General features: G+C 67.6%; 27 protein-coding genes. 11 read left to right on the top strand and 16 right to left on the bottom strand.

What is annotated here, in order from left to right; translation table 11 throughout:
* Positions 1–278 precede the first annotated feature (278 nt).
* Complete coding sequence (locus BM337_RS20340; protein WP_245778718.1) at positions 279–713, bottom strand: PadR family transcriptional regulator; 435 nt, start codon at positions 711–713, stop codon at positions 279–281.
* A gap of 197 nt (positions 714–910) precedes the next feature.
* Here BM337_RS20340 and BM337_RS20335 point away from each other — a divergent pair, with 197 nt between their 5' ends.
* From BM337_RS20335 to BM337_RS20325, 4 genes are all read left to right on the top strand, one after another.
* Positions 911–1,261 carry an ArsR/SmtB family transcription factor gene (locus tag BM337_RS20335; RefSeq protein WP_089819464.1) on the top strand — a complete coding sequence of 117 codons (351 nt, stop codon included), beginning with the start codon at positions 911–913 and terminating at the stop codon, positions 1,259–1,261.
* Positions 1,262–1,694: 433 nt separating this feature from the next.
* A complete protein-coding gene (locus BM337_RS20330; RefSeq protein ID WP_089819462.1) occupies positions 1,695–1,994 on the top strand; it encodes a DUF7521 family protein in 300 nt (99 codons plus the stop codon).
* A 333-nt stretch (positions 1,995–2,327) separates the two neighbouring features.
* Complete coding sequence (locus tag BM337_RS21985) at positions 2,328–2,486, top strand: DUF7563 family protein (protein ID WP_449271698.1); 159 nt, start codon at positions 2,328–2,330, stop codon at positions 2,484–2,486.
* Positions 2,487–2,631: 145 nt separating this feature from the next.
* Positions 2,632–4,473, top strand: coding sequence for a UvrD-helicase domain-containing protein (locus BM337_RS20325; protein WP_089819460.1), 1,842 nt, complete (start codon positions 2,632–2,634; stop codon positions 4,471–4,473).
* 21 nt (positions 4,474–4,494) lie between these two features.
* Here BM337_RS20325 and BM337_RS20320 read toward each other — a convergent pair whose 3' ends face one another.
* Complete coding sequence (locus BM337_RS20320; protein WP_177227772.1) at positions 4,495–4,740, bottom strand: DUF7533 family protein; 246 nt, start codon at positions 4,738–4,740, stop codon at positions 4,495–4,497.
* 100 nt (positions 4,741–4,840) lie between these two features.
* Here BM337_RS20320 and BM337_RS20315 point away from each other — a divergent pair, with 100 nt between their 5' ends.
* A complete protein-coding gene (locus tag BM337_RS20315; protein ID WP_089819458.1) occupies positions 4,841–5,428 on the top strand; it encodes a riboflavin synthase in 588 nt (195 codons plus the stop codon).
* Positions 5,429–5,445: 17 nt separating this feature from the next.
* Here the strand turns inward: BM337_RS20315 and BM337_RS20310 are convergent, their stop codons facing one another.
* Positions 5,446–6,471, bottom strand: coding sequence for a PrsW family intramembrane metalloprotease (locus tag BM337_RS20310; RefSeq protein ID WP_089819456.1), 1,026 nt, complete (start codon positions 6,469–6,471; stop codon positions 5,446–5,448).
* A gap of 794 nt (positions 6,472–7,265) precedes the next feature.
* Between BM337_RS20310 and pdxT the strand changes: the two genes are divergently transcribed.
* Entirely contained in the window at positions 7,266–7,865 is a 600-nt protein-coding gene (gene pdxT, locus BM337_RS20305; protein ID WP_089819454.1) for a pyridoxal 5'-phosphate synthase glutaminase subunit PdxT, read from the top strand.
* 1 nt (position 7,866) lies between these two features.
* Here the strand turns inward: pdxT and BM337_RS20300 are convergent, their stop codons facing one another.
* Positions 7,867–8,178, bottom strand: coding sequence for a hypothetical protein (locus BM337_RS20300; RefSeq protein WP_089819452.1), 312 nt, complete (start codon positions 8,176–8,178; stop codon positions 7,867–7,869).
* A gap of 90 nt (positions 8,179–8,268) precedes the next feature.
* On the opposite strand from BM337_RS20300, the gene hisE reads away from it, so the two are divergent.
* Positions 8,269–8,556 carry a phosphoribosyl-ATP diphosphatase gene (gene hisE / locus BM337_RS20295; protein WP_089819450.1) on the top strand — a complete coding sequence of 96 codons (288 nt, stop codon included), beginning with the start codon at positions 8,269–8,271 and terminating at the stop codon, positions 8,554–8,556.
* A 27-nt stretch (positions 8,557–8,583) separates the two neighbouring features.
* On the opposite strand, the gene BM337_RS20290 is transcribed toward hisE, so the two are convergent.
* Both BM337_RS20290 and BM337_RS20285 read right to left on the bottom strand, forming a co-directional pair.
* The gene (locus BM337_RS20290) at positions 8,584–8,982 is read right to left on the bottom strand and encodes a DUF5518 domain-containing protein (protein ID WP_089819448.1); all 399 of its coding nucleotides are present in this window, start codon (positions 8,980–8,982) and stop codon (positions 8,584–8,586) included.
* A 95-nt stretch (positions 8,983–9,077) separates the two neighbouring features.
* The gene (locus tag BM337_RS20285; protein ID WP_089819447.1) at positions 9,078–9,395 is read right to left on the bottom strand and encodes an ASCH domain-containing protein; all 318 of its coding nucleotides are present in this window, start codon (positions 9,393–9,395) and stop codon (positions 9,078–9,080) included.
* A gap of 170 nt (positions 9,396–9,565) precedes the next feature.
* Between BM337_RS20285 and BM337_RS20280 the strand changes: the two genes are divergently transcribed.
* Together BM337_RS20280 and BM337_RS20275 are read left to right on the top strand one after the other, a co-directional pair.
* Complete coding sequence (locus BM337_RS20280) at positions 9,566–10,552, top strand: NOG1 family protein (protein ID WP_089819446.1); 987 nt, start codon at positions 9,566–9,568, stop codon at positions 10,550–10,552.
* A 259-nt stretch (positions 10,553–10,811) separates the two neighbouring features.
* Positions 10,812–11,048, top strand: coding sequence for a DUF8066 domain-containing protein (locus tag BM337_RS20275; protein ID WP_143117774.1), 237 nt, complete (start codon positions 10,812–10,814; stop codon positions 11,046–11,048).
* Positions 11,049–11,099: 51 nt separating this feature from the next.
* Here BM337_RS20275 and BM337_RS20270 read toward each other — a convergent pair whose 3' ends face one another.
* From BM337_RS20270 to BM337_RS20260, 3 genes are all read right to left on the bottom strand, one after another.
* Positions 11,100–11,921: a hypothetical protein gene (locus tag BM337_RS20270; RefSeq protein ID WP_089819443.1), complete on the bottom strand. Its 822-nt coding sequence runs from the start codon at positions 11,919–11,921 to the stop codon at positions 11,100–11,102.
* Positions 11,922–11,936: 15 nt separating this feature from the next.
* Positions 11,937–13,217 carry a TIGR00341 family protein gene (locus BM337_RS20265; protein ID WP_089819441.1) on the bottom strand — a complete coding sequence of 427 codons (1,281 nt, stop codon included), beginning with the start codon at positions 13,215–13,217 and terminating at the stop codon, positions 11,937–11,939.
* 88 nt (positions 13,218–13,305) lie between these two features.
* Positions 13,306–14,451 carry a Gfo/Idh/MocA family protein gene (locus BM337_RS20260; protein ID WP_089819439.1) on the bottom strand — a complete coding sequence of 382 codons (1,146 nt, stop codon included), beginning with the start codon at positions 14,449–14,451 and terminating at the stop codon, positions 13,306–13,308.
* Positions 14,452–14,640: 189 nt separating this feature from the next.
* Between BM337_RS20260 and engB the strand changes: the two genes are divergently transcribed.
* Positions 14,641–15,258, top strand: coding sequence for a GTP-binding protein EngB (gene engB, locus BM337_RS20255; RefSeq protein WP_089819437.1), 618 nt, complete (start codon positions 14,641–14,643; stop codon positions 15,256–15,258).
* A gap of 234 nt (positions 15,259–15,492) precedes the next feature.
* Here the strand turns inward: engB and BM337_RS20250 are convergent, their stop codons facing one another.
* The 6 genes from BM337_RS20250 to BM337_RS20225 form a co-directional block, all read right to left on the bottom strand.
* Positions 15,493–17,262, bottom strand: coding sequence for an asparagine synthase-related protein (locus tag BM337_RS20250; protein WP_089819435.1), 1,770 nt, complete (start codon positions 17,260–17,262; stop codon positions 15,493–15,495).
* Positions 17,263–17,430: 168 nt separating this feature from the next.
* Positions 17,431–17,724 (bottom strand): stress response translation initiation inhibitor YciH, encoded by a 294-nt coding sequence (gene yciH / locus BM337_RS20245; protein WP_089819433.1) that lies wholly within the window; start codon positions 17,722–17,724, stop codon positions 17,431–17,433.
* Between the two features lie 165 nt (positions 17,725–17,889).
* Complete coding sequence (locus tag BM337_RS20240; protein ID WP_245778717.1) at positions 17,890–20,097, bottom strand: transglutaminase TgpA family protein; 2,208 nt, start codon at positions 20,095–20,097, stop codon at positions 17,890–17,892.
* Complete coding sequence (locus BM337_RS20235; protein WP_089819431.1) at positions 20,094–21,083, bottom strand: DUF58 domain-containing protein; 990 nt, start codon at positions 21,081–21,083, stop codon at positions 20,094–20,096. Before BM337_RS20235 ends, BM337_RS20240 begins: the two co-directional genes overlap by 4 nt.
* Positions 21,080–22,039, bottom strand: coding sequence for an AAA family ATPase (locus tag BM337_RS20230; protein ID WP_089819429.1), 960 nt, complete (start codon positions 22,037–22,039; stop codon positions 21,080–21,082). Before BM337_RS20230 ends, BM337_RS20235 begins: the two co-directional genes overlap by 4 nt.
* Before the next feature lie 191 nt (positions 22,040–22,230).
* Positions 22,231–22,572 carry a DUF7573 domain-containing protein gene (locus tag BM337_RS20225; protein ID WP_089819427.1) on the bottom strand — a complete coding sequence of 114 codons (342 nt, stop codon included), beginning with the start codon at positions 22,570–22,572 and terminating at the stop codon, positions 22,231–22,233.
* 76 nt (positions 22,573–22,648) lie between these two features.
* On the opposite strand from BM337_RS20225, the gene BM337_RS20220 reads away from it, so the two are divergent.
* Entirely contained in the window at positions 22,649–22,870 is a 222-nt protein-coding gene (locus tag BM337_RS20220; protein ID WP_143117773.1) for a DUF8024 family protein, read from the top strand.
* Here the strand turns inward: BM337_RS20220 and BM337_RS20215 are convergent.
* Positions 22,836–23,804, bottom strand: a complete 969-nt coding sequence (locus BM337_RS20215; protein ID WP_089819423.1) for a 5,10-methylenetetrahydromethanopterin reductase — start codon at positions 23,802–23,804, stop codon at positions 22,836–22,838. The genes BM337_RS20220 and BM337_RS20215 overlap by 35 nt on opposite strands.
* Positions 23,805–23,807 lie beyond the last annotated feature (3 nt).

Genomic DNA, 23,807 nt, shown 5'->3' with positions numbered 1-23,807 from the left:
AGGCAACTGAACGACGCCCGTCGTCACTTTTCTCGATACCGCGTCGATAGCGACGCGACCGCGTGATCGGCTCCGGAACGAGGCGCAGCGTCGCCGCTGGCAGTTACCGTCGAGTAGCCACTCCGTGCCAGTCGAAAAGATAGGGTCGAAAGGGGGGTCTTTCGATAAGGGGGGTCGAAAGGGGGGTCTTTCGATAAGGGGGGTCGAAAGGGGGGTCTTTCGATAAGGGGGGTCGAAAGGGGGAGATAGCGTCTAGGGGGGTTGGTCAGTGTGTGAGGTCACATCGCGTCGAGCGCGGTTTGCAGGAACATACCCATCGCGAGGTGCTGTTGCACCGCGCGCTCGATCCGCGACTTCGCAGCGGAGCGGTCGCTGACCGAGTACTGCTTGGTCTGCACGAGCTCGTGGACGGCGAGGGTGCCGTCGTCTTCGAGTTCGTGCAGCCGTGGGTAGACAGTTCCCGGACTCAACTGGACGTCGAACTGACGTTCCAGCTCCTCCATCAGTCCTGTACCGTGGGTTTCGGTGCTCGACGACGCTATCATCGCGAGAAGGATCTCGTCCAGGCTTTCCGTGACGAGGCCGTTGTCGACGGCGACGCCGCCGTCGGCCGCGGCCTCGCCGGCCGAGGAGAGCAGTTCGTCCCACTCTCCGCCGCGGTCGGCTGGGGTCGACGTACGATCGGGGACGTGTCCACTGACGAGGGGGGTCAAGCGCTCGTCGGGACTCTGTCCCGCTGTATCTCCCGCAGCCACGCGACGTAGGTTATCCCCGGACATGTGTACTCACTTGGATTCGATCCGCGAGTATTCCTATAGAGGGTATCCCCATAAGGCCCCAGCAGTGTTTTCTCGCCGTGAAACAACCCCGCTCGAAAACGCTTATGTGATGAGAGAAAAAGTGGCCAGTAGTGGACGACGAGAAGAGCATCGAGGAAATCCTCGACACCATCGGCGACCAGCACGCCCGACGCGTGCTCGCGACGATCAGCCGCGAGCCCAAGTCCGCCAAGGAACTGGCCGAGGAGTGTGACCTGTCCCTCCCCACGGTGTACCGCCGCATCGAGATGCTCGACGAGTACGAACTCGTCACCGACCGGACGCTGGTGGCCGACGACGGTAACCACTACAAGGTCTACGAGTCGAACTTCGAGTCGACCGTCATCTCGCTCGAAGACGACGAGTACCGCGTCCGGATCTACCGCGAGGAGAATCTACCCGACCGGTTCAGCCAGCTCTGGGACGAACTGAATCCGGAGTGAGGCTGGCGCCGAGTGCAACGAGGGGCCAGCTTACAGGCGAACGGTGAACGCAGTGAGCCGTGAGCCAGGATGGTTCCGACCAACGGGAGGAACCATCTTGATACCGAACGGGGAGCGCGCGGCGCTACGCGCCGCCGTTGCTCGAACGGGGAGGAACGACCCGTGAGAGCGGAGCGACCCGTGAGATAGGCTGGCGCCGACCGCAGGGAGGGGCCAGCTTGTTGCGAACGGTGAACGCAGTGAGCCGTGAGCCAGGATGGTTCCGACCAACGGGAGGAACCATCTTGATACCGAACGGCGACCAGCGGACGGCCGTCGAGTCGACCCTCCATTCAGCGCCGCGCGCCTATCTTGAACGCGCGCCGGGAGTAAATCGATCCGCGAGTAGTCGGTGGGCTTAAGACGGTACTCACATCACTCACCACGTAACGACATGGTGGATGGCGTCGAGCTGGCACGGGGGATCCTCGTCCTGTTACGGATGGTTGTGTTCGGGCTCACACTCGGGATTACGCTGATCAGCTTCCAGGCCTACCGGAAGCGCCCCTCCGAGCGGCTCCAGTACGCCTTCCTCGGGTTCGCGTTCATCAGCATGGGCGTGGCCGTCTCGAGCGTCATCACCCAGTTGAGCGCGGGCGAGGCCACGGAGATCGTGCGCGTCCTCTTCCAGTTCTCCGAGACCATCCCGTTCATCATCGGCTTCAGTATGCTGTACGTCTCGCTGTACCGGTGATAGTGGTGGTTGTAACCTCACCGACGTTCGACGCAGCCGGTGCCGTCGAACGCCGATAGACCCACTCCGTTCGTCTCTCGAGCCGCACGCTCGCTTCGTCCGCGTGGACGCCGATAGACCCACTCCGTTCGCCTCTCGAGCCCGGCCTCACGCAGTTCGGCCGGACGCCAGCAGACTCGCTGCGCTCGACTGCTGAGCCCGACCTCGCTTCGCTCGGTCGGACGCCGGTACAACGTTACAACCACCACTCTGAGGACCAGTCACCGAACAAGAGTGTAGTTCTGGGAAACATTTTATTACCCAGGGGGTGTTGGGTGCACGCGGGGAGAGGGAATGCCCCATTGCCAAAACTGTGAATCCTTCGTCACGAAGGACTACGTCCGTGTGTTTACGCCGCAAGAGGTCGACGAACCGCGCGTGTGTCCCCGCTGTGAAGACATGATTCGCGACGGGGCGGACGTCCGCGAAGCTCGGTCCCCGCGGCATCCGTAGCATCGCCCCAACACCGTCGGTCGGACGGTCGAACCGGACGTCGCCAGTCCGGTGGTGCCGAAATCCGGAACGGATGACGACCGACGGCGTCAACAACTTTTGCAAAGCACGTCGTTTATGGGAGAGCGCCCCGTTTATGTCCGCAATGACTGACACGAGCCCCGAAGTGGTTCGCCTGTTCGGTGGACCGGGGAGCGGGAAGACGACGGCCCTCCTCGACCGCGTCGAAGAACTGTTGACCGAGGAGGGCGTCGACGTCCGGGACGTCCTCGTCGTCTCGTACACGCGTGCGGCCGCAGCCGAGATTCGTGAACGCCTCGCCGAGCGCCTCGAGATCTCGCCACGCTCGCTGAAGGGGAACGTCTCCACGATGCACGCGAAGGCCTACGAACTCCTGAACCTCTCGCGGGGCGACGTCGTCGGTGAATCGGACAAGGAAGACTTCTGCGAGGAGTTCGGCATCGACTACGAGGACGAGTACGAGGGCTCGCGACGGCGCTCCGCGCGGTCGACCACCATCGGGAACAAGATCATCGCCACGAGCCAGTGGCTCCAGCGGACCAACCGCGACGTCGCCGACTGGTACGACGTCCCCTTCCAGTGGAACGACGAGGAGGTCCGCCTCCCGCCGGATATCGACGACAACGCCCAGACGGGGAACAAGTACACACCGACGTGGCCCAGCGACGACGACCGCATCGACGTCCCCGAGGCCATCCGCGGCTGGCGCAACTACAAGGGCACGAACGACCTGACCGGGTTCGCCGACATGCTCGAACGGGTCAGGCAGCGCTCGCTGCTCCCCAGCGTCGACTACCTCATCATCGACGAGTTCCAGGACATCACGACGCTGCAGTACGAGGTCTACCAGGAGTGGAAACCCCACATGAAGAAGATCCTCATCGCCGGCGACGACGACCAGGTCGTCTACGCCTGGCAGGGGGCCGACCCGGACCTGCTCCTCGAGGAGGACGTCGACGTCGACGAGATCCTCCCCAACTCCTACCGCCTGCCCTCCTCCATCCTCAACGTCGTGAACAGGGAAGTGCGCCACATCGAGAAGCGCCAGGAGAAGGACCTGGACCCGCGCAAGGAGGGCGGCGAGGTCCTCCCGATGCTCGGCCCGTCGATGCTCGACCTCGTTCGCGAGGTCTGTCGCACCGTCGACGACGACGAGGGCACCGTCATGGTGCTGTTCCGCGCGCGCTACCAGATGTTCCAGTTCATCGACGAGTTCATCGGCCAGGGGATCCCCTTCACCTGCCTCACCGACCAGCGGATGTGGACCGATCGGCTCACCGAGTACGTCCGCGCCATCGAGGCACTGGAAGCGGACGACCACCTCACGGCGCTGCAGGGCCGGCGCCTGGCGGACATGCTCGCCGACTCCGCGTTCGGCACCGGCGAGCGCGACGACCTCTTCGACGAACTCGACGAGATCGCCGAGAATCACGCCGAGGAGGACCTGGCGAAGATCGAGGTCGCCCCCGACGTGATCCGCGAGCACGCCCCCTTCGCCCCCAACACCGCCTCCGCGGCCGACATGCTCCGGAAGGTGACGAACTTCCAGGAGCGCTCCGTCGAGGCGTACTTCCGCGGCGACTACGAGGGGATGGCGACCGACCAGGTCCGCCTGGGCACCATCCACTCCGCCAAGGGCCGTGAGGCCGACCACGTCTTCGTCGGCACCGATCTCACCGAGAAGGTCGTCGAGCAGATGGCCGCCACCGTCGAACAGACCGGTCAGGAGGTCCCCGGCGACGAGGAGTTCACCAAGCACACCGACCCCGTCCCGACGCTGACCGACAACGAACGCCGCGTCTTCTACGTCGGGATGAGCCGCGCCCGCGAGCGCCTCGTCCTGATGGAGAACCTCGTCGACGGCGCGCCGACACTCCCCATCGACGTCCTGCTGGAGAACGAACCCATCGACGAGTCACCGGACGACCTGCTCATCGAGGCCCAGGAGCCGCTCCCGGCGCCCTGAGACGGCCGCGATTTTCCGCGCCTAGTCCCCGTCCTCGTCCTCGGTCTCGACGAGACGTCCCGCCGTGCCCGACACCGCGTCAGTGGCGACGTCCTTCGGCGTGCGGAGGTAGCGCGGAACGACGACCATCAGCGCCGCGATGCCGAGAAAGATCAGCCCCTGGGTGCCGTCGCCCCCCAGCAGCAGGTCGGCGCCGTACAGCGCGACCGGCGCGGCGAACAGCACGGTGCCGGCGAGTCCGATCGTGTCGAGGATGCCACCAGCCATTGGGCGGGATAGAACCCACGCCGGCAAAAGCGGTGCGGCGTCGGGCGTTCCAGAATTGACATCCATAACCCTCTTGTGACGGCTCGGCCAACGCTCGGGCATGTTCACCGGCATCGTCGAGGCCACCGGGGAGGTGCTCGCCGTCGAGGACGACGCGGGCGGGCGACGCGTCCGGATTTCGACCGGGTTCGAGGACCTGACCCACGGCCAGTCGATCAGCGTCAGCGGCGCCTGTCTCACCGTCGAGGAGTTCGAACCGGGCGAGTGGTTCTCGGTCTTCCTCGCCGCGGAGACCGTCGATCGGACGTTCTTCGACGAGCTGGCCGAAGGCGATATCGTCAACCTCGAACGGGCGATGCCGGCCGACGGGCGCTTCGACGGCCACGTCGTCCAGGGCCACGTGGACGCGACCGCCGAGGTGGTCGCCGTGGAGTCCGTCGGGGAAGACTGGACGTTCACGTTCTCGCTGCCCGACGACCTCTCCCAGTACCTCGTCGAGAAAGGCTCCATCACCGTCGACGGGATCAGCCTGACCGTCGCCGACCGGGACGAGTCGACGTTCTCGGTGGCCATCATCCCCTCGACCTACGACCTGACGACGCTCTCCGAGAAGGCCCCCGGCGACCCGGTCCACCTGGAGGTCGACGTCGTCGCGAAGTACGTCGAGCGGATGGTCACGGACTCGTAGGTCCAGGGCTCGCGACGTCAGGACTCGAATTCGGTGCGCTCGGACTCGTAGGTCGCCGGCGCCGGGTTCGCCGCCCGGTAAGCCCGCGCGTAGGCCCTAATCTTCCGGATCAACAGCAGGCCGAAGACGCTGTCGTAGACGACGACGAACCCGAAGAAGGCAACCAGCGGGCTGACGCCGGTCAGTGTGGTGACGACGTCGGGGACGATGCCGACCAGCGTGTTGTACGTCGCGTGGACGAACGCCGCGATGACGAGCCCCTTCAGGACGATGGGGCCGGCGTGCTCGCGGTTGAACTTCGCCAGGCCGAGGTAGTAGCCCGCGAACGCGGAGTAGATGACGTGGCCCGGGCCCGCGAGCCCCCGGACGACGGCGACGCCGCCGGCCTCCGTGACCGCTCTGGCCGCCTGGAGACCCGCGTCGGCGTCCTGCGTGATGTACAGCGCATTCTCGATGGTGGCGAAGCCCAGCCCCGCGACGGCGCCGTACACCGCGCCGTCGACGACCGCGTCGAACCGGTCGCTCCGGAAGGCGAACAGCCGGACCGCCAGTAGCTTGACCGTCTCCTCGACCGGACCCACGACGACGTAGAAGAAGACGACCGAGCCGAGCAGGGGGACGGCGCCACCTAGCGAGGCGAGGTTCCGGACTGGATCGCCGATCTCACCGTTCAGCACGCCCGCGAAGCTGGCGAACAGCACGCCCAGGACGAACGTCACGACCAGCAGGTGGAGTGGTTCCTGCGTCGTGACGTCGGCGTGCCAGACGTAGACCGCCAGCGCCAGTGCCGGGACCGCGGAGAGGATCGTGAGGGCGCCCAGCACTGGGTTCGACACCGCGCCGAGGCCGCCGAGGACGAACTGCGCGGCGAGGATGGCGACCGCCGCGAGGACGACGCCCACCCTGACGGTCAGGTAGAAGCCGTAGTAGAGCCAGTAGACCAGCCGGTCGAACGCCGTCCGGACCTCCCAGTCGGCGACGCCGTAGAGGTCCTCGGAGTCCGCGCTGCGGGCCGCCACCGGGTCCCGCTCGTCCCGTGCCATTGGCCGGTCTTTCGCACCAGTCTACCTAATGGTTGGTATCTCTGTGTGATGGGATGGTGTACTGCCGCTTGGTTCTCCCTTCGCTGGTCGGTCTGTGTGTGTACTGAGCAGGTGGTTCTGTAGAATTGAGCGTGGAAGAAACAAGAACGACAACACCCAGAAAGCCCTCGGCGTGCTCCGGTCCCGGGGCTTGCTGCGCTCCAGTAGGTGCTTGCTGCGCCCGGGTTCCCGGAGCCCGCCTCGCCCTTTCAGTCCACCAGGTAACAGCACCGCAGCCCTGCCCTTCCCCTGGTCGCGAGGGCCTCGCTTTCGCTCGGCCACTCGCTCCCGGCCGAGCGGTTGCCGAGCGGTCAGGACGCGTATCGCTCGCCGGACGGCGCGAATTTGGGGAGGGGTGGCGGTTCGATCGCGAGCGCAGGGAGGCGCCGACCGGAGGGAGGGGCCTCCGAACGAGCGAACGGGGAGCGAAGCGACCCGTGAGCGCGTTTCATCGCGCGAGCGATGCTGAGCCTGGGGGACTGAAAGGGCGAGGTGCGGTCGCGTGGGCTGAGACGGGCCCTATCCGAGGGACGGAGGAGCGAGGATATCCCGCTCAGCCCGCGACGAGCGCGCCGAGGGCTTTCGAGTTGTTTGACTTCGAGGTCACAGTGGCTCTGCCAATTCGTTCACTCCTCGATTTACACTGACCGGAAAGTCATCGCGCCAGAAAGCGTCCCGTCGCCGAAACGCGGATCACTCACGCAATCACGTCACCAAACGTGCCCTTTTTCGTCGCCGGTAGCCAAACCCGGACCATGACACTGACCGCGGGCGTCGTCGCCGTCCAGGGCGACGTCTCCGAACACGCGGGCGCCATCAAGCGGGCAGCGGCGGCCCACGGCGAGGACGCGGAGATCCGCGAGATCCGCGATGCGGGCATCGTCCCCGACTGCGACGTCCTCCTCATGCCCGGGGGGGAGTCGACGACCATCTCGCGACTCCTCCACCGGGAAGACATCGCAGAGGAGATCGTCGCCCACGTCGAGGCCGGCAAGCCAGTCCTCGCGACGTGTGCGGGGCTCATCGTCGCCTCGACGGACGCCCAGGACGACCGCGTCGAGACGCTGGACCTGGTGGACGTCACCGTCGAGCGCAACGCCTTCGGCCGGCAGAAAGATAGTTTCGAGGCCCCCCTCGACGTCAGGGGCCTGGACGACCCGTTCCCGGCGGTGTTCATCCGCGCGCCGCTCATCAGCGAGGTGGGCGACGACGTCGAGGTGCTGGCGACGTGGGACGACCGCGCCGTCGCGGTCCGGGACGGCCCCATCGTCGGTACCTCCTTCCACCCGGAACTGACCGACGACCCGCGGATCCACGACCTGGCCTTTTTCGAGACGGTCGAGGCGTCCCAGTAACTCACGTCCTCGCTTCGTTCGCTGCGTCGACGCCGGCGCGGAGTCCCCGATAGATGGCCGCGAGGACCACCGCCACGACGTAGACGTACACCGCGAACCAGAGCCAGAAGACGGCCATCTGCGCGAGGAACGACCAGGATGGCGTCGGTCGCAGTTCGAAGAACCCGGCGAAGACGAGGTAGAAAACGGGGCTCAGTGGCTTCCCGATGGGATGGCTCTCCATCTGGAAGATCCACAGCACGACGACGATCGCGACCGAGATCCAGACGCTCCGGTGGGCGAGCGTCCGTCGGAACGGTTCTCCATCCATCATGACCGCCGGATCTGGCCCTCGGTGAATAGGCTTTGTGCCGGCGATGGTGGGAGCGATGCGCTCAAGGCCCGCCGGCCCACCATCGGGAGTATGACCGACGCGATCCTCGACGAACTGTTCGAGGTCATCGAGCAGCGCAAGGCCGACCTGCCGGAAGACTCCTACACGGCCTCGCTGTTCACCCACGAGAAGGGCGAAAACGCCGTCCTCGAAAAGCTGGGTGAGGAGTCGACCGAACTGATCCTGGCCGCGAAGGACGACGACCGCGAGGAGATCGCTCACGAGGGCGCCGACATCGTCTACCACCTGTTGGTTCTACTGTCGATGAAGGACATGGATCTGAAGGACCTGCGGGCGGCGCTGCGGGAACGGCGATAGGCTCCTGGACGACTCGAAGGGCCTGCCTCAGCGTTCGACCGTCGTCCCCGTGGTCTGTCGCTCGTCGGAGAATAGCACGCCGATAGCGCCGCCGATGGCGCTGTCGATAGCGAAGACGGCGGCGACGAGGACGCCGATGACCACCACGCCGAGGCCGCCGACCAGGCTCCCGACGGGGCCGCCGCCGAGGCCCCCGAGGAGTGCCGCGACGGGCGAGACAAGCAGCGCGAGCACGATGCCGTCGAGCGCCCCGGCGAGCAGGCCGTGCCAGGCGCCGCTGGCGAGGCCACCGCCGGCGAGGTACCCGGCGACGCCGCCCGCGACCAGGCCGGCGCCGACGTGGCCGATTACCGGGATGGCGAAGGCCAGCAGTCCGAAGACGATGCCCGCGACGAAGCCCCAGAGGACGGCGCGCCAGTTCGTCATGTTAGCGTATTGATTCTCGTCGGCGAAAGAGGTTCCGCCTGGAGGAGGAACCATCAGCGACGATTCCGACCATCGATTTCGGATTCGCGTCGACGTCAGTCGTCGACAGGCTCGAAGGCGTGCCGGACCGTCTCGCTGTCGTCGTCCCACTCGAAGTCCTGGTGGGCGCGTTTCAGCCGCTCGCGGTAGGCGTCGAGGTCCTCGGCGCCCTGTGCGCGGGCGTCCGCCTCGGTCAGGTCGCCCAGCGTCCGCTGGGTGACGTCCGTTATCTCGAAGGTCTGTCCGTCGATCTCGAAGGTGTCCCCCTCCTCGGCGTAGGCGTCGCCCCGGTGGATCTGGGTCATCTCCTCGTCGAGGACCAGCTGTTTGAGGCGGTCACCGGGGAACAGGACGCTCGCGTCGAACTCGCTCATACCCGGAGCTATCGTCCCCAGCCTGAAAACTGTGGGCAGGACGGCACGCCGTCGTCGTCGACCGGCGTCGACGCCGGCGCCACGGCGTCGGTGGAGCGAACTCGCCCTCTCGAACGCCCCAGCGGCCCAAACGGACGCGCTTTTACCCGCAGGGACGCTACAGCGCTGTAATGAGCCATCCATTCGAGGACCTTCCGACGACGCCGACGTCCGAGGAAGTCATCGACAAGGCCTTCTCCCGGGCCGCCCGCGCCGGCAAGGCGAAGACGGGCATCGAGGGCCAGCAGTCGATGCTCCAGACGGCGTCGAACATCGTCTCCGACAACCTCCAGAACGTGGTCACGTCGTGGCCCGACATCGAGACGCTCGATCCGTTCTACGTCGAACTCGCCGACGCCATCATCGTCAGCCGGACCGACGGCGAGGGCGGTATCGACGCCATCAAGCAACACCTCTCGGAGGTCCAGTGGGCCTCGCGCAAGGCCAAGGACATCCACCGCGAGTACCAGGGCCGCATGGGCAGCGACGCCGACACGGCACGCAAACTCCGCAAGCAGGCCTTCGCCCGCATCGCCGACGTCGTCGAGGAGGTCTCGGACGACCTGGCGGCCATCTCCGAAGCGCGGGACACGCTGAAGACCCTGCCCGACATCAAACCCGACGAGCCGACCATCGTCGTCGCCGGCTACCCCAACGTTGGCAAGTCCTCCTTCGTCAACCACGTCACCAACGCCCGTAACGAGACGGCGAGCTACCCCTTCACCACCACGCAGATCCGCGTCGGGCACCTCGAACGCGACCGCATCCGCTACCAGCTCGTCGACACGCCGGGGCTGCTCGACCGCCCCGAAGAGGAGCGCAACGACATCGAGTCCCAGGCCGTCAGCGCCGTCGAGCACCTCGCCGACGCCGTCCTCGTCTTCCTCGACCCCAGCGGCAACTGCGGCTACCCGCTCGAGGTCCAGCTTGAACTCCGCGACGCCATCGAGGCCCGCTTCGACGTCCCCGTCCTCACCATCGCCAACAAGTCTGACCTCACCACCGACGTCGAGGCCGACCACTACATGAGCGTCACCGAGGAGGACAACGTCGACGGCGTGCTGGCGGCCGCTATCGAGGCTGTCGGGTACGAGATAGAACTTCCCTTCGACGAGTAGGATGGTCCGAACGCGGTGAGGACCATCTCAACGACGAGCGGGAACGGAGCGACACGCGAGGAGTAGGATGGTCTGAGCGGAGCGAAGACCATCTTACACCCGAACGGCGAACGAAGTGAGCCGTGAGGAGCAGGGCGGGGCGCGAGCGGAGCGAGCGGCCCGCCGAAACGACGAGGAGGACGGTGGATCGGCTGTGGTTCGAGCGCCAGGCGTGGAACCGGCGGTGCGCTTATTGTCACGTCGAAACCACGTACCGATCATGTCTGAATGGTCCCCACCGACGGTCCCTCGGAGCTGGCTGCTGGTAGCTGGCGTGCTCTTCGTCCTGTGGCTGGCGTACGCGGTCGTCATCGTTCAGCAGATACTCCTCGGATCGCTGCCGCTCATCGCCTTCGCGACGCTGTATGTGGGCTGGCGGTTCCTCGTCGCGTTCGAGGCCATCGCCGACGGCCTGCAACGGATCGCCGACCAGCAGGAACACGACAGAGAGAACTAAACAGTCACGTCCTCGACAGCGATGGATGAGAAGAAAGCGCTGAAGCGATATTCAGATCAGTCGGTTCACCAAGACTCCTAAGAGGATCACAGAGACGACGACTGATAGCGTCTTCAGAGCCCCCACGAACAACCCACCGTATGCAGAGAGGTCACGAGCGTCTCCACGTCTCACCGTCGCGAGCGTATTCTGAACCAGTCCTGCAACCACGACGAACACCGAGATGAGAATAACGTCCGGCAGTACCTCTTCGCTCAGAAGCCCCAGTGGGAGAACGCCAGCGACGAGTACCGTGATCGTCAACCGCACATACCCCCACAGGTCCCGGGTCGGCGCAGACGGAAGCGATGGAAGAGTTTGTTGACGCTGCTGAAGCGCGTCCCAGACTGACCGTCTGGAAGTAGGCACGATAATCGTATTCAGTCCTGAATCCTCGTTTCCACCGTAACGCATACGAAGGACCTGGTAACCGGGAAACGAAGCAGCGGTCACCGACTGGACCGCTCCGAGAGGGACCGCTGGACTGTCTTCGGAGGTCGAACGATCGATCGTCGGGTCGTACCCCTCCCGTTCCACGAGTAGTACCGCACCGGAGGCGTCCAGTTCGTACCGAACGTGCTGAAACGACGCGCCGATCGTTGCGAGAGCCAGCCAGAGACAGAGACAGAGCACAGCGTACGCTATCTGGCCGACAGGTGGTGCGTCTCCCACCGCGATCCAGACGCCTCCGAGTAGCGGTGGAAGAACGAAGAGCAGTAGCCAGGCACCTGTCGACACCGCGTTCAGGCTACACGCGACCCGCTGGAGAAGGAGTCCTGGGCCGGCAAGGTGGACCTCCCACACGGTCTCTCCATCCAGGTCCTGATCCGCCATAGTGAGAAAGGCTGATCACCCGCCCTCGACGGTGACGTAACGGACCTCCGTCGTCACGTCCCGACCGGTGATGTGGTCGAACAGCGCGTCGAGTCGAGATGCGAGACGAAGAGGTTCCTGACCAGGTCTGATACCGACTCTGACCACCACGCGTTCGGGTTCCTGGAACACTGGGGTGTTCACGAACTCGACGTCGGTCGAGAGGTACGTACCGCCGGACTCCGAGACCACTCGCTCGGCCGCGTCCTCGATGTCGTTGGTGGTCTCGGCCTGCTGGAAGGAGTCCAGCGTGACGCCGCCGAGGAAGGCCGAGAGGACCAGTATCGAGACGGCCAGAACGCCGATCCGCTTGAGGGTCGCCGTGCGCGCCTCGTCGGCGCGGAACCAGCGGTGAGGGCGATACCCCATGTACCAGAGGCTGACCAGCGCCGCGAGGTTGATCGAGAGGATGTTCACGAGCGTGAGGACGCTGGCACCGAGCGCGGTATAGGGCTGGACCCAGGCGATGCCGATGCCGATGGTCGCGGCCGGCGGGATGAGCGCCACCGCGATCATCACGCCGACCAGTGCCGTCGAGACGCCCGTCGAGAGGCTGATAGCACCGGCGACGCCGGCGCCGAGGGCGACGGCCAGCGAGAGGAAGTCGGGAGCGATGCGCTCGCGGACCTGCGGGATCGTGGTGACGTCGCTGATTGGCGGGATCAGGTGGATCGACCTGACGAGGTAGGCGAAGACGGCGGCGCTGAGGATAGAGAGGACGACCCCGAGGACCTGGAGTTTGACGCCGCGCCGGAACAGGTCGGTCTCGTCGACGACCGTCCCGATGCTGGCCGACAGCGCGGGGCCGACCAGTGGCGCGATGACCATCGACCCGACGACGACGGCCGGCGAGTTCAACAGCAGGCCCGCGGTCGCGATGAGCGCGCTGACGATCGTCATGATGACGTACACCGACAGCGGCGGTGCCATCGCCCGCGCCCGAACGACGAGTTCCTCGCGGGCGATCCGGTCGTCGCTCTCGTCCTCCTCGTAGCGTTCCTGGAGCTCCTGGAAGCGTCGCGAGACGACCGTGTTGGCGTCCAGGACGACCGTGTACCCCTCCTCGTCGATCCCCTCGTCGCGGAGGCGGTCGAGGACGGGTTCGACGGCGTTCTGGGGCAGGGGGACGTACGCGATGGCCGTGTAGTCCCGGCCGCTCGTCTCGTCGGAGACGACGTAATCTATCTCCTCGTCGTCGAGCGCGCCGAGGATGGCCTCCCGCTTGCCGGTCGGGATCGTGACCTGAATGAGCCGCACACCGATGGGTGAGAGTGGCAACGAGAAATAAGGCAGGGATAGGGCCAGAGGGGCGGAAAGATAGCGAGTCCTCGACCGCGCGGCGAGCCTACAGGTCGACGGAGCGGGACTCCGAATTGTCGACGACCTCGTCGGCGCTCACTTCCCGACCGAGTTCGTCTGAGAGGTAGATCCCCTCCATGACGAGCATGGAGTTCAGCGCGATGTCGCCCGTCGGGATCGGTTCGACGTCGCCGCGGACGGTCTCGATCCAGTGGTCGAACTGCGTCGGCCGGTCGGCGGTGTAGCCGCGCTCGCTCGCGAGCCGGCCCTGCCGGGTCTCGTACTCGTCGACGTCGATCCGGGCGGTCGTCTCGTAGTCGTTCGTCGTCGTGTGGAACTCCAGCGGGTCGAGTTCGATTCCGCCAGTGGACCCCACCACGGCGCCGCGCTCGTCGGACTGGTACATGTGCCAGGCGGCGCGGATCTCCAGGCGCGTACCGTCTGCCAGCCGGGCCGCGCCGGTGCCGGCGTCCTCGACGTCGAAGCCGGAGTCCTCGAGTCGGTCCTCGTAGACGTCGGTGTTCGGCCCGACGAGGGACTCGTCGTAGCTGTCCCGGTAGAACTCGAAGGTCTTGCCGTTGACGCGCTCGACGTCGGGATTGTCCAGCAGGTAGAGCATCCGTCCGATCTCGTAGGTGCCGATGTCGATGACCGGGCCGCCGCCGGCCGACTCCTTCGAGACGAACGCGGGCGTCCCGTAGCCGTCGACGTACGGCCGGCCGCGCCGGCGGGAGTACACCGACCGCGCGTAGGAGATCTCGCCGAGGTTCCCCTCGTCGACGAACGTCTTCGCGCCGCGGGTCTCCGGCGCGAGCAGCGTCTCGTTCTGGACGCCGAGGTGCTTGCCCGCGGCCTCGGCGGCGTCAGCGATGGCCTTCGCGTCGGCGTAGCTCCCGGCCAGGGGCTTCTCGCAGAAGACGTGCTTGCCGGCCTCGAAGGCCGCGACGGCCATCGGCCGATGGAGGTTGTTGTGTACGCAGACGTCGACCGCGTCGACGCCCGAATCGTCGAGCATCGCCCGGAAGTCCGCGTAGACCTCGGGAACGTCGTATCGCTCGGCCAGCCGCTGGGCCGCGTCCTCGTCGACGTCGGCGACGGCCGCCACCGTCGCGCCCGGTACCTCCGCGTACGCCTCGCTGTGGGTCTCGCCGCGGTTGCCCGCGCCGATAACCCCGATAGTGACTTCGTCCATAGGTAGGTGCTCCCGCGCGGGCGCGAATCCGCACCCGCCATGAAACGGTGAGTACGTGAATCGATCACGAATAGCGAGTTAAAGCCACCGATGGGAACAACGGGCGCTGTAAACTCCTCGATTCGCCGCCGCGCGACACACCGCAGCGCGAACCACCGAGGCTTTGGGCGCTGGCCCCCTCTCCCCGGTATGTTCGAGACGCGACCGGACCGGGACGGCGAGGTCGTCTTCGTCGGCCGGTCGAACGTCGGGAAGTCGACGCTGATGCGGGAGGTCACCGGCCACACGTTCAACACCGGCCAGCGCCCCGGCGTCACGAAGAAGCCCAACCACTTCGACTGGACCGCCGAGGACTTCGTGATCACCGACCTGCCGGGCTTCGGATTCATGAAAGGCGTCCCGGAAGAGGTCCGCGAGCAGATCAAGACCGACGTCGTCCAGTACCTCGAGCGCTACGCCGACGAGATTCTGGTCGGCGTCCTCGTCGTCGACGGCAAGGCCGTCATCGACATCATCGACCGCCACTCCGGCCCCGACGAGGTCCCCCACGACGTCGAGATGTTCCACTTCCTCCGGGAACTGGATATTCCGACGGTGGTCGCCGTCAACAAGATGGACAAGGTCGACGACGAGGACGAGCGCCTGAACGACCTCTGTGAACGCCTCGGCCTCTATCCCCCGTGGCAGCAGTGGCAGGAGACCATCGCACCCATCAGCGCCAAGCGTGGCAATATCGACCCCCTGTACGAGGCGGTCCGCCATCACCTCCACGAACAGGAGCGCGACGACCTGTTCAAGTTCTTCTAAGACGACCTTTTTCTGCGTCGGGTGTCCTCGCGAGCCTTCGGCTCGCTGTGGGCACCGCTCCTTGAAAAACGTCGGAGAAAAAGGCGGAATCGCGGCGAAGCCGCGATTCCGTGGTACTCGTGAGCGCAGCGAACGAGTGCTCGTCAGAGCTTGGCTCTGACGGTGAAACGCCGCCTTCGGCGGCGTACGCTCGCCGCAGACCGACAGCCCAGCCTCGCTCTCGGCTAAATACGCTCACCCGGACTGTACGTCTGTTCGGATTTCCGCGCCGGAGTCGCCCGCGCGGTCGACCTGCACATCTCCGTCACACCACACCTCGGTCGTTCCGTCGAGCACGCCCAGGTCGTCGTTTTCGAGGACGTGGTCGCGCCAGACGGCCCAGGTGACGAGGTTCCAGGTGAGCGGGCCCCACGATTCGACGTGGCCCTCGTACATCGACGCCGGGACGTACGACGGGGGCTCGTACCGGTCGAAGACGTCTTCGAGACAGCCCGATTCGAAGAAGCGTTCGCGGGGGAAGACCCCGCCGCCCTTGGGTTTGTCCGTATCGTATGCCGGGAGCCGACGGTCGAGCAGACGTTTGGGGACGTATTTGGTCGTCGACCGCTGGGGCAGGAGGTGGCCGTCGGCGTAGCGCTCGCTGGCGGGAATCGACTGGGAGAGCCTGGCGACCGAGCGGGTGTTGAACGGCGCGAACAGGCTCTTGCCGTGGGCGTAGGCGAGCTGTCGCCACTGGGTGACGGTGTTGTGGGCGAAGAAACTCAGGAGGTGGCCCAGTTCGAGCTGTGCGTCCCAGGGGTCGTCGGCCAGCCCGTCGACCCGGTCGGCGACGTACTCGTACTGGCGTCGGGCGCGCTCTCGCACCGGCGCCTCGCCGACGAACTCGGCGACCACCGCCGGGTCGGTGAAGAAGGCGAACTGCTGGGCGAACGACTCGGGGTGAGAGGGGCGGCGTCGCGCCCGCTCGGCCTGGAGGGCGAAGGTCGCGGCGTACTCACCGAGCGACCCGGGCAGCGAGGTGAGAGCACCGGTCATCGGCCGGGAGACCAGGTCGTCGAAGCGCGCTGCCGCCCGGAACCCCTTCGTGCCGGTGAGGCCGAACAGCGCGTCGGCGCCCTCGCCGTTGACGTATCGCCGGCCGTCGTCGGTTCCGAAGACGGCGTCCATCACGGCCGTCGCGCTGTAGTGGGAGGGAAAGCCCAGCCGCTCCACGCTCGTCGCGAGCTGGTCGAGGTAGTCGGCCTCCCGGAGCGTGACGGCCCTGGCGTCGGCGTCGAGCAACTCGACGGCCTCGCTGGCGTACTGGCACTCGAACGCGAGTTCGGGCGCGTCCGGCTCCATCACGACCGCGGGGGCGTCGTCGAGGTACGTGCCGGCGAGCGTCGAGTCGACGCCGCCCGAGAGCATGTTGGTGACGGCGGACGGCCCGTCGCTCCCCTTTTCGAGGACGGCTTCGAGCGTCTCGCCGAGTGCCGCCGGCCGGTCCGCGTCGACGTCGCGGTCGCCCGCGAGCGTGCCGACGCGAGCCTGTCTCCGCTCGCCGCTGCCGAGGTCCCAGTGGACCCAGGTACCGTGTTCGAGCGCGCGGATCTCGGCGAGGTAGGTCGTCGGCGCGACCGGCGCGCGAAACAGGAGGTGGTCGGCCACGGCCGTCTCGGCGACGGTCCGGTCGGCGGCCGGGACCTGCGAGACGGCGTTGCGGTACTGGTCCGTGAGAACGAGCGTCCCGTCGCCGGCTCGACAGTGGTAGCAGTTCCGGTTGGAGACGACGCTCCGATAGGCGTCGACGGCCGCGGGGCCGGCCTCGTCCATCGCGACGTGGACGACGACGGCGTCCTCGGCGACGTCGTCGATAGACTCGCGGACGGCCGCGGCCGACGGCGCGTCGGCGACGAGCGACGCGAGCCGGTCCGGGTCGACGCCGGAGACGACCCACACGTCCGAGTCGCGTTCGAGTACCTCGACCCGCGGGTCCGCGAAGAGGAGTCGGACAGCCTGTGCCATACGGTCGGTCCGGCCGACGGGGGCAATACTATCCAGCTGCTAACTGCGGGACGACGGGATGGTTCCTGGGACCGACGCGGCTGCCGCTGGTTCGTAGGTCAGTTGCGGGTGACGACGCGTCGCTCGACGCACGAGAAACTGCCAGCCAGAAAAGCCGCTACGGGGAGGTCAGGCGACGTTGAATCCTTTGTCGCGGAGGAAGTCCTCCACGCGGCCGGTGTGGTTGCCCTGTAGCTCGATGGAGCCGTCCTCGACGGTCCCGCCGCAGGCGAACTTCGATTTGAGGTCCGAGGACAGGCTGTCCATGTCCACGTCTTTCGGATCGAACCCTTCGATGATCGTTACCTCCTTCCCGTAACGGCGCTCGTCGATGCGGATAGTGATCTCCTGAGACTCCTTGGCCACGTCTTCGCAGACGCAGAGTTCATCAGGGAGCCCGCACGTCGAGCAGACTTCCGACATTACAGGTCGCCTTACGAAATCAACCTATTAAACACTTACTGGTGTTGCCCGCCGCGCGCCCAATTTCGGGGCCTGTAGCGGACGTCGGTCCATCGAACGAGCGAGTTTACGACGGCGGTCCGCCGGGAGGTCGTCGGTACGCTTCACTGGGGTCGCCAGGAGCGGTCACCTGACGAGCTCGTTCACCAGGCGCACCGCCTCGTCGGCGTCGGCCTCGCTCACGTCGCCGCGGTAGCGCGCGCGCTCGCGGATGGCCGCGACGCGCCGGGCCCGCGGGTCGGCGTCGATGGCGTCGACGTACTCGCGGACGGTCTCGTCGTCCCAGCGCGGACGGTAGTGGTGCTCGCCGAGGTAGTACTGGAGTCGCTGGAACGCCCGTTCGACGTCGGTTGCGGGGTCGGAACGGGGCTGGTAGCGGAGCCAGAGCGCGCGGTAGGCCCGCTCGGGAACGCCGCTGCGGCGAACTCCGACGGCGGCGCCCAGGGCCGCGACGAGGACGAGGGCGAACTGCTGGCGGGTGGGCATCCGCGGGAGGGGCCCGTCGTTCGCCGCGCCCGCACCCGTTCCGGTCGCGTTCGCCCCCGTCGCGTTCACCCCGGGGAGGTCCTGCGTGATGATCCCCGCCGGGAGGGTCGGCGACTCGATGGTGCTGCTATCGGCGTCCGCCGAGACGTTCGAGGACGCCTCGTCCGCCGTCGTCAGCGGTTCGACCGTCTGGGTCTCCGTCGGCGTCCACTCCTCGGTGCCGCCCGTCTCCGTCGTGTCGACGGCCGTCTCCTCGTTCTCGCGGGCCTGCTGGACGGTTCGGTCGCGGACCGCCTCGCGGGGGCCACCCGGCGTCGGGTCGAACGTCACCCAGCCGTACCTCGGGAAGTACACCTCGACCCAGGCGTGGGCGTTGAGCCCGCGGACCACCCGACGGTCTTCGTCGACGCGCTCGCCGGCCGTGTAGCCGGTGACGAACCGGGCGGGGACGTCCTGGCTCCGCAGCATCGTCACCATCGTCGTCGCGTAGTAGGTGCAGTAGCCGGCGTCCATCTCGAAGAGGAACGCGTCGGCGACGTCGCCGCGCGGCCGGTCGACGTTCAGCGAGTAGTTCCTGTTGTTCTGGAGCCACTGCTCGACGACGCGGGCCCGCTGGTAGGGGGTCTCGGCGTCGGCGGTCAGCCGCGCGGCCCGGTCGCCGACGCGCTCGGGCGTGCTATCGGGTAGCTGCGTGTACCGTGACTCGATGGCGCCGGGGTAGTTCGTCCCGGCCTGGTCGAGTTGCCGGGGCGAAGCGTCGGATACCTCACTGCGGACCCGGTAGCTGTCGCCTTCTTCGAGCGTCTCGCCGGGGACGACGCTGCCGTCGTTCCGGACGGTCGCGCCGGGAAGCCCGGCGACCCGGACCGGCTTCCACGCGGCCGGTGCGACGTTACTGCGCGTTTCGACGCGGAACGTCTGGTCGACGGTCCGCGACGGGCCGGGCGGCGAGTCGAGTCGGCCGTGACGGTACTCGCTGGTCCCGCCGGTCCGGACCCAGCCGTCACCGGTGTAGCGGTCGTAGCTCCCGACGCGCCAGTAGTCGCCCTCGTCGCTCGTCACGGTGAAGCGGACCTGCGGCGAGAGGCTGATGGCTCCCTGGACCGCCAGGTCCTCCTCGGCGTCCATCAGGTTGGCCTCGACCGTGGCGGCCCGGTCGAGCCCCGGCGCCAGCGGACCCGCCGCGCCCGCCGTCGCCGGAACGACGGAGATGGCCGATGGGACGACGATCATCACCGCGGCGACGACGAGGACCGTCTCGGCACGCGCGACGGGTTCGTCGCGGCGCTCGAAGTCGCCCAGCCCCAGCGCGGCCGCGCCGGCGACGACGCCAGTCAGCGTCGTCACCACGTCCGCGTCGCCGGTCAGCACGAAGAACGTGAGCGTCCCGCCGGCGACGGCGACCGCGGGCGTGTACCACCGGCGGAGCGCGAAGTACCAGGTCAGGAACACCGGGCCGGGGGTGACGCCCAGCACCCACGCCCGGACGTTCGAGATGCGGAGGAGCGAGCGCCCGCCGAGCAGCGAGACCGCGTCGGCGAACAGCGCGACCCACGGCGGGTTGCCGGTGATCTGAGTCAGGTACCAGCCGAGCCCGAGCGCGAGCAGGACGACGGCGACGACGACGGCCGTCCACGCCGGTAGCACGCGGGCCAGGGCCGTCGCCGCGACCAGCGAGACGGCGACGATGGCGAGGAACGCGAGCGGGAGACCGACGACGTCGATGAAGTGGTACATCACCTGCAGCGCGGCCCCGAGCGTGACGAGGACGGCGAACAGGGCCGTCGCTCGCGGCCAGTCGACCGCCGCGACCGCGCGATTCCGGCGGACGCGCTCGACGAGCGTCACGGCGCCACCTCCGCCCGGACCGGGTTCTCCCGCGTCGCGGTCAGGTCCTCGAGCGAGTAGACCCGCTCGTCGACGGCGACGGTCACGCCCGACCCCTCGGCGCGGATCCGGACCTCGGCGCGCTCCCAGGCGTGGTCCGGGACGGTCCCGCTCCCGGTGCGCGCGAGCAGTTCCAGCGCGTGTCGCTTGTGCGTCTCACCGTGGCCCTCCGGGAGGGAGCCACCGGGCACCGTGAGGTCGACGGTGAGGCCGACCGAGACGGCCGCGACGAACAGCGTCGCCGCGGCGGTGGCCATGTCGTCCGCGTACCGAGAGTCGGCCGACGCGGCGATGCTGACGGCCTCCTCGTCCGTCGGGTCGGTGAACTCCGTGACCAGCAGGTCGTCGTGTTTGGCGCTGGACTTCCAGTGGACGTCCCGCAACGAGTCGCCGGGGACGTACTCGCGCAGGCGGTCGAACTCGGTGCGTTCGTCGCTCTCCGGGCCGAGCGTCCGGAGGAAGGAGCCGGGGTCGCCGACAGCGTAGACGCGCGGGTACACCAGCACCGACGACGTGTCGTCGATGCGGTGGGTCGTCTCGACCAGCCCGAGGACGTCGCGGACCCGGACGATCGTGCGTCCCAGCCGGTGGACGCCCCGCTGGTCGTAGGTCACCTCGTACGTGACGGTCGCCGGGAGCGTCCGGTCGAAGGTGGCCGACCCGGAGAGGCCCTCGCCGATGCAGTCGGTGACAGTGGCGACGCCGCCGCCCTCGACGGTGAGTTCGACCGTCCGGGTGTCGCCGGGAAAGCCGGGGGTGGGCTCGACCCGTTCGACGGTCGGCGTTCCCGCCCGGTGGACGGTGACGGCGCCGGCGACGACGGCGGCCAGCACCGGCGCCGCGATGGCGTTGAGCGCCCGGGCCCGGTCGGGGTCCCCCGCCCACGCGAAGAAGAAGGCGCCGACGACGACGGCGAGCGCGGCGTACCCGCGGCGGGTCGGTCTCATTCGACCGGAACGGAATCGAGCGCCGCGCGCACGACGTCGCGGCCCGTCTGCTCCGCGCTGTCCGGCCGAACCCGGTGGGCCAGGACCGACGGCGCCTCCGTCTGCAGGTCGTCGGGGACGACGTAGTCCCGGCCGTCGAGCAGTGCCCGCCCCTGTGAGGCCCGGAGCAGCGCGAGTGAGCCCCGGGGACTGACGCCCAGCTGGGCGTGCTCGCGCGTGTAGCGAGCGAGCCTGGTGGCGTAGTCGCGCAGGGGCTGTTCGACGTCGAAGTCGGCGACGGTGTCGCGGGCACGCTGGAACTCCTCGAGCGTGGTCACCGACGCCAGGTCCTCGATGGGGTGACGGCCGACGACGCGGCCGAGCATCTCCGCCTCCTCGACCTGGTCGGGGTAGCCCAGGTGGATCTTCTTGGTAAAGCGGTCGAGTTCCGCCATCGGCAGGTCGTAGGTGCGGTTCTGTTCGACCGTGTTCTGCGTGGCGATGACGGTGAACGGCTTCGGCACCGCCCGGGTCGTCCCGTCGACGGTGACCTGCCCCTCCTCCATCGCCTCGAGCAGTGCCGACTGGGTCTTCGGCGGCGCCCGGTTGATCTCGTCGCCCAGGACCACGTTGCCGAAGATGGGCCCGGGCTGGAACTCGAAGGTCTCGGACTGCTGGTTGTAGACGTTGACGCCCGTGACGTCCGTCGGGAGGAGATCGGGCGTGAACTGGACGCGCTTGAACGTTCCCTCGAAGGAGGCGGCGATGGCCCGGGCGAGCATCGTCTTCCCGACGCCGGGGACGTCCTCCAGCAGGACGTGGCCCCGGCCGAGCATCGCCGTGAGGACGTGCTCGATCTCCGCGTGGTGACCGACGATGACCTCCTCGACGTTCTCGATTACCTGCGTCACGACGCGGTTGGCTTCGCGGAGGGCTGGCTCCGTCTGTCGCCCCTGAGAGGTGTCCGTGTCTGTCATGGTTGCCATCGGGCGGGACGCGCGTGGGCCGTGCCACCGCCGGTTCCCTGGCACCACCCGTCTCGGCCTGCGCGTACGACCAATCGTGGGGGGTCCTAGGGCGTGCGGGCTTGTAACTCTGCTGGGTGACAACGACACGCACGGTCGTGTGCGGGCGCTACACGACCGCTCCGCGGAGTGTAGCCGTCGCGTCACCAGTCCTTGCAATCCTCGCAGACGAAGCCCGCCTCGTCGCGCCACCGGCGCTCGGCGGTCGCCGCACACGCCGCGCAGGCGGCACCACCCGGCGTCCAGTCGTAGGTCGCGACCGCCGGGTCGGTGGGCTGTTCGGTCGCTTCGTCGTCTACCGCAGGAACTGCCTGGTCGTCGCACTCGGTAGCGTCGCTCTCGCCGTCCGGACTATCCGCGCCGTCACCACTCTCCACAGCGTCGGGCGCTGAGACGCCCAAAGTCGCCGTCTCGCGGTCGTGGTTCGATTCGGCCTCCTGGTCGTCGGCGTCGAGAAAGTCCTCCAGCGAGGCGTCGTCGGGCATGGTCACGTCTCGACGCTCGGTCCTCTTCAGGATAGCGACCGAGAAAGCCAAGTGCCCGTCTGCCGAACCCCCGACTATGCAATCACTGCTCACGGACCTGATCGACAGCATCCTGGCGATGCCGGACGCGTTCACCGAGGTCGCCATGCACGACCCGCTCTCGGCCGTGCTCATGGCCGTCGGGTCGGTCCTCTTCCTCGCCACGTTCGGCGTCTTCGGCTACCTCGCGCTGGGTGCGGCCGTCGACGCGGTCGTTCCCGACGTCAGTTCGGGAGCGCCGTCGCAAGCAGGTCGATAGCCTCGCTCACGTCCGGTCCCAGCGGCGACGCGAAGACGACGCTGTCCGCGTGTTCGAGGAGCGCGTCGGTGCGCTCGGCCACTGTTTCTGGGGTGCCCGCGATGCAAAAGGCGTCTATCATCGCGTCGCTCACCTGGCCGCCCGCCTCGCGGAACGCCCCGGCTGAGATAGACTGCCCGATAGCGTCGGCCAGTTCCTGGTCGAGTCCGTGACGGGAAAGCACCGGGCCCGGCGCCCCCGCAGTGATGAACGCGACTGGCATCCGGGCGGCGTCGCGGGCCGCGGTCTCCTCCTCGGCGACCGAGACGCTGGCGTAGGCCGCCAGGTCGACGTCGCTCCGGTCGCGGTCGCCCGCGTCGACCCCTTTCCCCACCTGTTCTGCGGCCCATTCCAGGTCTTTCGGGTGGGCGCCGTTGTAGAGGACGCCGTCGGCCCGCTTGGCGCCCATCCGCGTCATGTGGGGGCCCTGGGCGCCGACGTACACCGGAATCTCGCCGACCTCGTAGTTCAGGCCGGCGTCGTGGGCCTCGAAGGTGCCGTCGTGGTCGACGCGCTCGCCCCGCCACAGTCGCCGGGCGACCTCGAACGTCTCCAGCACGCGCCGGAGCGGCCGGTCGTGGTCGAAGCCGAGGTTCCGCAGCGTCGAGGCGTCCCCCGGACCGACACCGAAGATCGCGCGGCCGTCGGACACCTCGTCCAGCGTCGCGACTCGCGAGGCCAGCGTCACCGGGTGGGTCTCGTAGGGGTTGGCGATGCCCGGCCCGACGGCGATGGAGTCGGTGGCCTGCGCCATCGAGGATAGCGCCACGAACTGGTCGCGGTTGTTGTAGTGGTGGGCGGCGAAGACCGCGTCGAAGCCGGCGGCCTCGGCGGCGACGGCGTCGGCGGTCAGCGCTGCGACTGGACGTTCGGGGGTGAGTTCGATGGCGTACATTGG

It is taken from the genome of Halomicrobium zhouii, assembly GCF_900114435.1.
In the GTDB taxonomy this organism is placed as follows: domain Archaea; phylum Halobacteriota; class Halobacteria; order Halobacteriales; family Haloarculaceae; genus Halomicrobium; species Halomicrobium zhouii.
Note: the sequence above shows the minus strand (reverse complement) of the source record. Positions and strands in the feature narration are given on the sequence as shown.